At 35.8% G+C, this 11,794-nt stretch carries 11 protein-coding genes; 5 read left to right on the forward strand and 6 right to left on the reverse strand.

Translation table 11 applies throughout. From position 1 onward, the window contains the following. Positions 1 to 12 precede the first annotated feature (12 nt). The 4 genes from ES676_RS09060 (at position 13) to rlmB (ending at position 4,282) form a co-directional block, all read left to right on the forward strand. A complete protein-coding gene (locus ES676_RS09060) occupies positions 13 to 1,536 on the forward strand; it encodes a SusD/RagB family nutrient-binding outer membrane lipoprotein (protein ID WP_148370002.1) in 1,524 nt (507 codons plus the stop codon). Between the two features lie 46 nt (positions 1,537 to 1,582). Continuing rightward, positions 1,583 to 2,395, forward strand: coding sequence for a hypothetical protein (locus ES676_RS09065; RefSeq protein WP_170234443.1), 813 nt, complete (start codon positions 1,583 to 1,585; stop codon positions 2,393 to 2,395). A gap of 21 nt (positions 2,396 to 2,416) precedes the next feature. Continuing rightward, positions 2,417 to 3,364, forward strand: coding sequence for a hypothetical protein (locus ES676_RS09070; protein ID WP_148370004.1), 948 nt, complete (start codon positions 2,417 to 2,419; stop codon positions 3,362 to 3,364). 183 nt (positions 3,365 to 3,547) lie between these two features. Next, positions 3,548 to 4,282 (forward strand): 23S rRNA (guanosine(2251)-2'-O)-methyltransferase RlmB, encoded by a 735-nt coding sequence (gene rlmB, locus ES676_RS09075; protein ID WP_148370005.1) that lies wholly within the window; start codon positions 3,548 to 3,550, stop codon positions 4,280 to 4,282. Here the strand turns inward: rlmB and ES676_RS09080 are convergent. Continuing rightward, on the reverse strand, positions 4,277 to 5,065 hold the full coding sequence (locus tag ES676_RS09080) for a rhomboid family intramembrane serine protease (RefSeq protein WP_148370006.1): 789 nt from the start codon (positions 5,063 to 5,065) through the stop codon (positions 4,277 to 4,279). The genes rlmB and ES676_RS09080 overlap by 6 nt on opposite strands. A gap of 219 nt (positions 5,066 to 5,284) precedes the next feature. On the opposite strand from ES676_RS09080, the gene ES676_RS09085 reads away from it, so the two are divergent. Further along, positions 5,285 to 6,562 (forward strand): replication-associated recombination protein A, encoded by a 1,278-nt coding sequence (locus ES676_RS09085; RefSeq protein ID WP_148370007.1) that lies wholly within the window; start codon positions 5,285 to 5,287, stop codon positions 6,560 to 6,562. On the opposite strand, the gene ES676_RS09090 is transcribed toward ES676_RS09085, so the two are convergent. The 5 genes from ES676_RS09090 to ES676_RS09110 all read right to left on the reverse strand — a co-directional run bounded on the left by ES676_RS09090 (position 6,559) and on the right by ES676_RS09110 (position 11,699). After that, positions 6,559 to 7,392, reverse strand: coding sequence for a hypothetical protein (locus ES676_RS09090; protein WP_148370008.1), 834 nt, complete (start codon positions 7,390 to 7,392; stop codon positions 6,559 to 6,561). The genes ES676_RS09085 and ES676_RS09090 overlap by 4 nt on opposite strands. Positions 7,393 to 7,417: 25 nt before the next feature. Beyond that, complete coding sequence (locus tag ES676_RS09095) at positions 7,418 to 8,104, reverse strand: YjjG family noncanonical pyrimidine nucleotidase (RefSeq protein ID WP_148370009.1); 687 nt, start codon at positions 8,102 to 8,104, stop codon at positions 7,418 to 7,420. After that, positions 8,094 to 9,323, reverse strand: coding sequence for a polysaccharide deacetylase family protein (locus tag ES676_RS09100; RefSeq protein WP_317130824.1), 1,230 nt, complete (start codon positions 9,321 to 9,323; stop codon positions 8,094 to 8,096). Before ES676_RS09100 ends, ES676_RS09095 begins: the two co-directional genes overlap by 11 nt. Positions 9,324 to 9,500: 177 nt before the next feature. Continuing rightward, the gene (radC, locus tag ES676_RS09105; RefSeq protein ID WP_148370011.1) at positions 9,501 to 10,199 is read right to left on the reverse strand and encodes a RadC family protein; all 699 of its coding nucleotides are present in this window, start codon (positions 10,197 to 10,199) and stop codon (positions 9,501 to 9,503) included. Between the two features lie 144 nt (positions 10,200 to 10,343). After that, positions 10,344 to 11,699 carry a UDP-N-acetylmuramate--L-alanine ligase gene (locus tag ES676_RS09110; protein ID WP_148370012.1) on the reverse strand — a complete coding sequence of 452 codons (1,356 nt, stop codon included), beginning with the start codon at positions 11,697 to 11,699 and terminating at the stop codon, positions 10,344 to 10,346. Between the last annotated feature and the right edge of the window lie 95 nt (positions 11,700 to 11,794).

Consider the following 11,794-nt stretch of genomic DNA (forward strand, 5'->3'; position numbering starts at 1 on the left):
AAAAAATAAACAATGAAAAAATATTTTAATAAAGGATTCATACTTCTTGCTTTAGGTGTATCTACATTAGCGTGCGAAAGTACCCTAGATATCAACGAAACAGAAGTAGGGTTTACAACAGAAAACGTAACTCCAGACTTATTGTTAGCTGGAGCGATACAAGCACCTCGCTATAGATTTGAGGTTACTGGTAGCGAAACTGGAAGTATCTTTATGAACCAATGGGCAGGCGATATTAATAACGTAACTGGTGGTTTTCAAGATGAATTCAGATTGAACTTTACACAAACTTATGGACCAGGATCTGTGATATGGAGAGATATCTACGCAGGGATGGGTACTTACCAAGCCATTATAAATTATGAAGGGGCGGAATACAATAACCATAAAGCGATCTCTAGAATATTGAAATCTTATTACTTCCAGTTCTTAACTGACGTATATGGAGATATTCCTTACAGTGAAGCATTACAATTTGGTGAAAACTTTACTCCTGCTTACGATGATTCAAAATCTATTTATAGAGATTTAATCACAGAATTAAACACAGCAATTGGTACTTTAAACAACTATAGTGCTGCAAACCCAGTAGGTGTTGAAGACACTGTTTTTGCTGGTGATGCAAATGGATGGATTCAAGTAGCTAATACTTTAAAGCTTAGAATTCTATTAAGACAATCTGAATTAGCAGCGACTGATTCTGAAACAGCGTCTTACTTAGCAGATCAATATGCAGCATTAGATACTAACTTTTTAACGACTGATGCTACTATAAACCCAGGTTACGCTAACGCTGATGGGCAATTAAATCCATTTTGGGAAAACTACGGTCAAGATACAGCAGGTAACGATACGTTCGATAATGATTTTATCGTACCTTCTGAATACCAAGCTGAATTCTTAAAAGGATCACAAACTGAAGATGGTTTATCTACTAACGTACCTGACCCAAGACTTACACGTATGTACGAGCCAGTAACTCAAGGTCCTGATGATGGAAATGTAACGGGTGTTCAACAAGGAGCAACTAATACTACTGCTCCACCAGAATTATCTGAATTAGGTCCTGGTTTCTTAAAAGGCCCAGACCAAGATAGTTTCTTATTTACTGCTGCAGAAAGTTTCTTCTTACAAGCAGAAGCTGCTGAAAGACTTTATATTTCAGGTAACGCTCAGCAATTATTTAATTCAGGTATTCAAGCATCGTTTGATATATTAGGTGCAGGATCTGCAGCGACATACATTACAGCATCTGGTAATACTAATAGAATTGGATATGCAGGTTCGACTAATAAAATTGAAGCTATTATGACTCAAAAATGGATCGCCCTTACAGGAATTAACGCTATGGAATCTTTTATAGATTACAATAGAACAGGTTTCCCTTCGGTTCCATTACCAATCATTGCAGAACAATCTAAATTACCATATAGATTATTATATCCTGCATCAGAATCTTCTTCTAACTCTGCTAACGTGCCTAACCAACCAGGATCAGCAGCGTTTAACGACAGATTATTCTGGGACGTAAACTAATTAAAAATTGCTAAAACTTAGAAAAATGAAAAACATAAAAATATTATTGCTTGTTCTTACATTATCTGCGCTAAACTTCTCTTGTTTAGTAGATGATGAAGATGAAGGAGGATTACAAGGCATCGAAAATAGTGCGTACCTTATTGGTTTCGCTAAGAAAACAGAAAATGAAAGTTATTTCGTAGATGAAGGGGCAGTAGAGAAAAACTACCCTGTAAGTATACTTGGTGGAAACTCTGGATACCCTACTCAATCAGACGTAGCCGTTACTTTTACAGTAGACCCATCATCGACTGCAGTAGCAGGAAATGAATATAATTTAAGCGGTAGCTCTTTTGTTATTCCAGCTGGAGAAAACTTCGGAACAATTCCTGTGACTATTAACACTGGAGGATTAGATCCTGATACCCCAACTTTTTTAAAGTTAAATTTAACGTCATCAACTGGTTCAGTTATATCAGATTTAAATGACACTTTAACAATAAACTTTGTTGGTTGTCAATCACAAGTAGACGCCTTTACTTATGACGTTTCTACGATACGTGTAAGTGATGGAGGTTTAGTGAACCAACAACCTGAAAGTATTACTATGGAATCTGTAAACGTTTTTAGAACTGCAACCGTTGGTTCTTACGGTCCTGGGGCTGCTAATGGATCAATTGGTGGGACAGAAGGATTTACATTTTCAGATGTATGTGGAACAATTAATGTTGAAAGTCAAAATTTAGTAAGTCTATATTCAAATCAAGTATCTGGTTCTGGTTCTGTTGATCCAGTTACTGGAGACATTGTAATCACTTATACTATTACATTTGAATCTGGTGACCGTTTATATGAATCGACTTATGTAAAACAATAATTAAATATTAAAAATATTAAAATGAAAAACATATTAAAAACAAGTTTAAAATCATCTTTGCTAGCACTTACGTTAGTGTGCTTTTTTAGCTGTATGGACGATGACTTAGATGGAATGGACACTCAGCCTAAGACATCTGCATCTACAACTGTTAGTTCTTTAACGATTGCTGAAGGTGGTTCTGATGTTATTCCATTTACAATGGAAAAAGCGATAAACATGCCCTCTCAGTTTAAAATAGAAGTTGTTTCTGGAACAGCGACCCAAGGTGTAGATTTTACAGCTGGCGATGCTGCTACAGATTCTGACACTGGTATTCCAGGTGACGGTTTCGAAATCACAGTTCCTGCTTATGCAACCTCTTTCGACATCCCTGTTAACACAATGATGGATATTTTTGCTGAAGATACAGAAACTGTTGTTTTAAAAATATCTGCAGCAGGTGTACGTACGGTATTAGCAGATGCTACGGTAACAGTTAACATTACAAATATTGCTACCGAGAGTTTAGCTATACTATTAGAATGGGACAAGGACGTTACTTACGAATGGTTAGAAACTGTAACTGAAGAAGATGGTGACGACGAGGATATCATCGTTTCTGAATTTACTGAAAACTTATGTGATGTCGTTGATTTTGATGTCGTTGGTTTATTAGAAACCGCTGATTGTCCAGAAGTAGATTATGCTCTTGGTGTTTTAGCTGATGGTACTTACAATATTGAAGTTGATCTATGGACGGTAACTACGGAAAAAACTCCTATTGACGCTTTTGCTATTCCTTTAACATTAACATTAGGAAAAACAGGAACATTTACTACTACTTTAGAATATAACGATGTTTACACATCTGACTATCCTGCAAGTGAACCAGGTGGTAATGGAACTATTGTAGCTGCAACAATTGTTGTATCAGGTGGTTTATATACTATTTATGACAAAGACGGAAATTTAGTAGCTGCTGAATAAGTTATTTAAATTACGACTTAATTAATACTAAAAGAGACTGATGAAAATCAGTCTCTTTTTTTATGTTTTAATTTTTATGAAAAAACTAACTTAAACTAGTTTAAAGGAAAACCATTAATAAACATAAAATAAGATTTTTAAAACCACCTCTTTTCGAGGTGGTTTTTTTATATCTTTGTGCCGATGGAAAAAGACACACAAATTTTCGGTTTAAGAGCAATTATTGAAGCTATAAATGCGAATAGTACAATAGATAAAGTATTCTTACAAAAAGGATTAAAAGGCGAGTTATTTCAAGAACTAGAGTTTGCTATTAAAAAAAATGGCGTAAACGCATCTTACGTGCCTATTGAAAAACTAAACAAATTAACTACAAATAATCATCAAGGTGCTGTTGCACAAATATCACCAATTACATTTCACGACTTAGAAACTTTAGTAGAAAAGACTATAGCAAGTGGTGCAACTCCCCTATTCTTAATGCTCGATCAAATAAGCGATGTTAGAAATTTCGGAGCGATTATTCGTACAGCAGAATGTACTGGCGTAAACGGTATTATAGTTCAGAAAAAAGGGGGCGCTCCCGTAAATGGCGATGCCATTAAAACGAGTGCTGGTGCAGTATTTAAAATTCCTATTTGTAAAGTAGACCACATTAAAGACGCCATGTTCTATATGCAAGCGTCGGGTATAAAAGTAATAGCAGCCACAGAAAAAACCGATAATACTATCTACGATATTTCTCTAAAAGAGCCTTGCGCAATTATTATGGGGTCTGAAGGTCGCGGCATTAACCCTTCGGTATTAAAATTAGTGGATGCAAAAGCAAAATTACCCCTATTAGGTGATATTGAATCTTTAAATGTATCTGTTGCCTGTGGCGTATTTTTATATGAAGTGTTAAGACAACGTTTATAAATCGTTGTCTTTATCTTCCGCATTCTCTTTATTTTCCTTAAAAATGTAGCGTATATTTTGATTTGATAGCGTTGCAGATGTCTCTGTGAGCGCAACGTTTTCTTTTTCTGCTTCTATTTCTGTTGGTACAAAATTACCACTGGCATCAAAGTGTTGCATAAACTCATCGTCTTGTGCGTTGTACTGCTCCTGTTGCCAATCGTATTTTGCAACTTTCGCTATTTTCTTTCTAAAAAACAACGCAAAAATAAATCCGGTAATTAATCCTGCCGTGTGGCCTTCCCAAGATACTTTTTCGTCTATCGGAAACGCATAAACAAACATACTTCCATATAAGAAAATCACTAATAGCGATAAAGCAATTAGCCGGTAATGTCTCGTAAAAATACCCTTAAAAAAGTTAAAGCTAAATAACACATAGATTAAACCGCTAATACCTATATGGTACGATGGCCTTCCTATAGCCCACGTTATTAATCCTGAAATAATAATACCGTAAATAATAACCTTAAACGCCACCTCTTTATAAAAATAAAACAAGGCTGAAGACAATACAAACAACGGAATGGTGTTAGAATATAAATGTTTTATGCCCGAATGAATAAACGGACTAAAGATAACGCCACGCAATCCTTTTAAGGTTTTAGGATAAATACCAAAATTATTGAATCGGTAACCAAAACGGATTTCAATAGAAAAAACAAGCCATATTAGTAGCACTAACAATAACGGATAGAGAATAACATCTATGGAAAATTTAAACGGATCGGTTGGTTTATTCATAGTTACAGTATAGCAAAAGAGCTACCATTTTATAAACAGAGGTTAAAATGTCAGTTGCGTGAGGGATAGAATGGCCTGTTTAAAATCCTTTTTACCTTCTTAAAAAGATTGAGTAATGATAGCCCGGTTATTTTTGAGAGGAACGACAAAAAAAACACGCCCTAAAAATTAATTGACCTCTCCCCTTTTTATTACAATATAATCCTTTAATTTTGCATTATGAATGCACCTTTAGCAGAAAGATTACGTCCAAAAACCTTATCAGACTATATAAGTCAGCAACATTTGGTGGGCGAAAACGGGGCGTTAACTAGCCAAATAAAACAAGGTTTAATCCCGTCGTTAATATTATGGGGTCCTCCTGGTATTGGAAAAACGACTTTGGCAAATATTATTGCTACCGAGTCGAAACGTCCGTTCTATACCTTAAGCGCCATTAGCTCCGGCGTAAAAGATGTGCGTGAGGTTATCGATAAAGCGAAACAAAGTGGCGGCCTATTTACAACGAAAAACCCGATTCTATTTATAGATGAAATTCATCGCTTTAGCAAATCGCAACAAGATTCGTTATTGCAGGCCGTTGAAAAAGGGTGGGTTACTTTAATTGGCGCGACTACCGAAAACCCTAGTTTTGAGGTAATCCCCGCATTATTGTCACGCTGTCAGGTTTACATCTTAAATCCCTTTGAGAAAACCGATTTAGAACAACTTTTAAAGCGTGCCATTACCGAAGATGAGCTCTTATCTCAAAAAACGATTCACCTAAAGGAAACCGAAGCTTTACTAAGGCTTTCTGGTGGTGATGCACGAAAATTATTAAATATTTTTGAGCTTATTGTTACTGCAGAAAATAACGATACCGTTACCATTACAAATGCTTCGGTATTAGATAAAGTACAAAACAACACGGTGCGTTACGATAAAACTGGCGAGCAGCATTACGATATTGTTTCGGCGTTTATAAAATCGATTCGTGGTAGCGACCCCAATGCAGCGGTTTACTATTTAGCACGTATGGTTGAGGGTGGCGAAGATGTTAAATTTATTGCCCGCCGATTACTTATTTTAGCGAGTGAAGATATTGGTAATGCAAACCCAACGGCACTTGTAATTGCAAATACAACCTTTCAAGCCGTGTCGAGCATTGGGTATCCAGAATCGCGCCTTATTCTAAGCCAATGCGCTACTTATTTAGCGTGTTCTCCAAAAAGTAATGCCGCCTATACGGCCATAAACGACGCCCAGCAATTGGTTAAAAACACAGGAGATTTATCGGTTCCATTGGGTATTAGAAATGCGCCAACCAAATTAATGAAGGATATTGGTTACGGCGAAGATTACAAATATTCGCATAATTACGAGAATAATTTCGCACCACAAGAATTTTTACCTAAAGAAATACAAAACACCACGTTGTACACGCCAGGCAATAATGCCAGAGAAAATGGACAACGCGAATTTTTAAGAAACCGCTGGAAAGATAAATACGGGTATTAGAAGTGTAGTGACATTATTTTTGATACTGTTTTTCCTTTAACTACGGAAGAATAGATCCAAAGGCCCGCTTCTTTATAAACGATAGCATTGTTATCTTTTACAATAAAGACGTCTTTTAAGTTTGATTGCCACAAGGTAAAAACCACCATTGAAGTCTCGTCTACAACTCGATAACCATTTGGAATTTCTTGAGCATATAGCGACGCACTGTCTGTAGCTTTAATTACTGTTTGAAGTGGAACAGATTTCTTTAGTACGTTTCTATTCGTTTGTGGCGTTTCGGTCGTTTCTACTCCTGTAATTTTCTCTTCTCTTAAGGTTTCTATCTCCTTTTTAAGACTATTAATTTGCTCTTGCGCTCTAGTCGTTTCCGATGGTATTATAATTTGATTAGCATCTGGTGCATAGCTGTAATTTAAACCATCCAAAGACTTTGAAGCCCCACGTAAAGCTAAATTATAAGCTACAGCACGGTCTTTCTCTCTAGAAATGCCCTCTAGTGTTGTATACACGATATCTCCTTTACAATTTTTAAGTTCTATCTTTAAAATGGTTTTGAAAAAACCAGAATCGTCCAAAACATTAGCGCGTAACGCTAAACAACCATTTGAGATTACTTCGTCTGGAAACGCATCGTTTTCCATAAAAGTTACGAAATTGTATTTTTCGAATAGGAACTTGGTCAATTCGTTTAATCTGTATTCGTTAGCGCTATTTAAAAATTTATAACTATTCGGGACGATGACATATTTATAATTATTAATATTATTTTGAGCATATCCTGAATACATTGCTAAAAAAAGCACGGCAAAAATTACTATTTTCTTCATTCTTATATATAAATTATTCACACTTTTAAAGTAGCGATTTTATTTCTAATAGCGTATTAACTTGTTTAACGTTACCGGTGATTACTGTTTTATGATAGTTGAAACAAATGGCATCCAACCCTATATTTAAAGCACCTAAAACGTCGGCTTCATAATTATCGCCAATCATAATACTCGATTCTTTTTTAGCCTTTGCCAACTCTAATGCGAAATGAAACATTTTAGGATTGGGTTTTTTAACCCCGACCATTTCAGAATTTGTTACGGTTTTAAAGTAGTGACTAATATTCGATTTTTCTAATTTACGCTGTTGCGCTTCTCCAAAACCATTGGTTATAATATGCAAATTATATTTTGGTTTTAAATACTCTAAAAGCTCTATAGTGCCTTCAAAAATGTGATTATAACTGGTTAAATAAGTGATATAGTCAACGGCTAATTTATTAATAACCACATCTTCAATCGTAATGTTTAAAGCCTTAAAAGCGTCACTCAATCTACCGTAACGCAAAGACACTTTATCAACCTTTTCTTCGCGGTATAATTTCCAGTACTTTAAATTTATAGGCTCATAAATGCTTATAAAATCGTTTAAATTGAGACTGATATCATTCATTTTAAAAATCATCTCAAAAGTTAAAGAGGAATTTTTATCGAAATCCCAAAGTGTATGATCTAAATCGAAAAACACATCTGTTATGTTATGACTCATTTGTAGATTCTATTATAATATTAAAAAGTTCTTTATATCCTCTCCAGCGCTCACTATTGCCGAAAGTATAATTATGAAACACGGGTACGAACTCACCATCTACCTTTTTTACTTCGTTAATAATACGATTAAGTATCATTTTTTTGTCTAATAAAGAATAATGTTTTAATAGCGCAAAATCTAAAACATGATAGGTATTAATACGTAATGGCGTTTGTATTTCGTAGTCCAAATCGTAGAAAAGAAAAGGGGTGCAGGTTCCTGCTCTAAACCCAACATGATTAATGTAACCCATCGTAAAATCTTCTAAAATTTCTAATTCGGTTAAATTGCGATACGATTCTGGTAAATTTAATTTAGAATACGATTGTCTTGCGGCAGGAATATCCTGATTAATAATGCGTTCTAACCGTTCTTTTTCCATTTTTAACGTGGGCTTATCGTCTAAGGCAAAAAATGAAGATTTTAGCCCTACTCTACAATAATCTCCCACTTGTTTTATTAAGGATACAAAGCCCGTTTTTTGAATACTGTTGTTTTTATTGTAAGTCGAAAAGTCGCCCACCGAAAAGAAAAACATAAACTTATGCGTGGTATGTTTTTGACGATTTACAATATATTTAAAGGTGTCGTAAGGATCATTCTGAAACCCTAAAATTACCATATACCGGGTGTAAATCTCTTTAAACTTAAAACCAAAAAGATCTCTACATGTTCCACCAACAGTGCGCATTATACCTTTAAACCTATAATCGTAGGCCATTGGCACATCGATTACTGGCGTTATTTTATAACTCCGCTTTTGATAGTCGTAATTTGGGAATTGTAGTTTTAACAATTTCAGAAATTTAAAAGCCCAAATATCTACAACCGGCTGCTCCAAAAACTGATGCTTATAAGCTAAACTTTCCTTGGCTGTAAAACGACCGAATTCGTCCTTTACATGAGGTAAATACTCTTCGTAGCGACTTATAAGATAAAAGGAAGCCGCAAAAATATCGAAAGGCAAAGCACTTTGGTCGTTATTGGGAAAAAAACATTTAGTTTCCTCCCAGTCGTTCACCTTTATCTCCCAATCGTTTAACCCTTGTTCGAATAATAATTCATGAGAGCGCACAAATATTTCGTTACCTAACGACTGCCGCGCATACGACATTTTTAAACTATCGTGTGCAATAAAATCTTCAATTGTTGTTGTAAAACTTACAGGAATACCCAATATGCGCGTGCATATTTGTTTAAATATGTATTTTATTCGTGGTGTTATTTTGTGTGTGTAAACTAAGAGCATTTAGTGGTGCATTCCGATAGTTATAATTTTTAGACTCAAAAATACATAACTTAATCTTTAATCACTCATTGCGACTTGTTTTTTGTGTCTATTTAAAGCGTATTACTACAAAACACCTTCGTCGGCAAAACTAAAATAGGTGGTTTCGGTAACAATTAAATGGTCTAAGACTTTAAGGTCTAAACTTTGGGCTGCAATTTTTAATTTCTCGGTTATTTGCTTATCGGCAGTACTGGGTTTCAATGTTCCCGACGGATGATTATGAGCCAGTAATAATCCTGTGGCGCCAACTTCGAGCGCTGTTTTTAAAACCAACCTTACATCTACTAATGTGCCTGTAATTCCGCCTTTACTCAATTGTGATTTCTGAATTACTTTATTAGAATTGTTGAGATAGATAATCCAAAATTCTTCGTGCGGTAAATCGCCAATAATAGGTTGCAACAGTTCAAAAGCTGAAGCACTCGATGTTATCTTTGTGAGTTTTAAAGCATCTTCTCCTCTACGACGTCGCCCTAACTCTAAAGCGGCAATAATGGAAATGGCTTTCGCTTCTCCAATGCCTTTAAATGTCATAAGTTGGTTAATAGATAACTTTCCTAACTGACTTAAGTTGTTGTTTGAACTTGCTAAAATACGTTTGCATAAGGCCACAGCACTTTCCTCCCGACTTCCAGACCCAATTAAAATGGCAACCAATTCGGCATCACTTAGCGTGCTTTTACCCTTGTGCAATAGTTTTTCTCGTGGCCTATCGTCTTGAGACCAATTTTTAATTGAAAATGATGATGACTGTTCCGACATACAGTAAATCTACATTTTTTTTATTAATAACTAACACTCTGTTCGATAGTAGTTTAAAAACGGATGCGTTATTTCGCCTTAACAAGAAGGGTTCACGATTTCGAAATGAAAAGTGAACCCTTATTTATGTTGTATGCCTATTTTTTACTTAATTAATTCCTTAATCGCGTTGAAATCTAAGCCACCATAATTTCCAGAACTCATTAATAGTAACGCTGTATTCTCTAGATTTTGAGACAACAAATAGTTTTTAAAATCTTCGGGATTAGTGTAAATTATTAAGTCTTCGCGTTTAAAAGCATCGGCAATTTGCTGGTGAGAAATGGCCTCTAATTGTTTCATTTCTAAAGCGTCTGGCGAATAAAACACCACCGCAACATCGGCGGCATCTAGCGCGCCTTTATACTCCTTTAAAAAATCGGCATTTAAACTACTGTAGGTATGCAATTCTAAACATGCCACTAACTTTCGGTTGTTGTATTGCTCTTTTACCGCTTGCGTTGTCGCTATTACTTTACTAGGTGAATGTGCAAAATCCTTATAGGCGACGCTTGTTTTACTCTCGGCAATTTTCTCAAGGCGTTTACTTGCGCCTTTAAAAGTGGTTATGGCTTCGTAAAAATCGTCTTCATCTATTCCCATATGTTGGCAAATCCATTTGGCGCCTGCAAGATTATTCAAATTATGTTTACCAAAAATCTCTATCGGTAAAGCACCTTCTGGGGTTTCTAAGAATGTTTCGCCATCTTCTACGGTGTATTCTGGTGTGTGATACCCAATTTTACGAATCGTGTTTTCGCTCGCTTCCACCACTCGGGTTACCTCAGCATCTTCAGTGTTGTAACTAATACTTCCGCCGACAACAATACTATCTACAAAAAGACTAAACTGCTCCACATAATTCTCGTAGGTAGGAAATACATTTATATGATCCCAAGCGATGCCACTTAACAACGCGATATTAGGTTTGTACAAATGAAATTTTGGTCGGCGGTCTATAGGCGAACTTAAATACTCGTCTCCCTCCAATACAATAAAATCGTTGTGTTCGGTAAGTTTTACCATCACATCAAACCCTTCCAATTGCGCGCCCACCATATAATCGACATCGCGATCGTGGTAATGCATAACGTGCAAAATCATAGAAGTAATGGTCGTTTTACCGTGACTTCCACCAATTACAACTCTGGTTTTATGCTTTGACTGTTCGAAAAGAAACTCTGGGTAACTGTAAATTTTAAGTCCTAATTCCTGGGCTTTTAAAAGCTCAGGGTTATCGGCTTTTGCATGCATACCCAACACGATAGCGTCCAAATTAGACGCGATTTTCTCCGGAAACCAACCAAAGGTTTCAGGTAATAATCCTTTGGCAGCTAATCGCGATTTTGAAGGTTCAAAAATAGCGTCGTCACTTCCTGTTACTTGGTATCCTTTGTTATGTAATGCTAATGCTAAGTTGTGCATTGCGCTTCCGCCTATGGCTATAAAATGTACGTTCATATCCTGATTTTGTAGGCGTAAAGATACTTTTTTTAGGCTGAAATTCCGAATGGTTTACAGCTTCAATTTCAAACGTTTTGAAAGACTTTTGAAAG

The sequence above is a fragment of the Bizionia saleffrena genome, assembly GCF_008086175.1.
GTDB classification, from domain to species: Bacteria; Bacteroidota; Bacteroidia; order Flavobacteriales; family Flavobacteriaceae; genus Bizionia; species Bizionia saleffrena.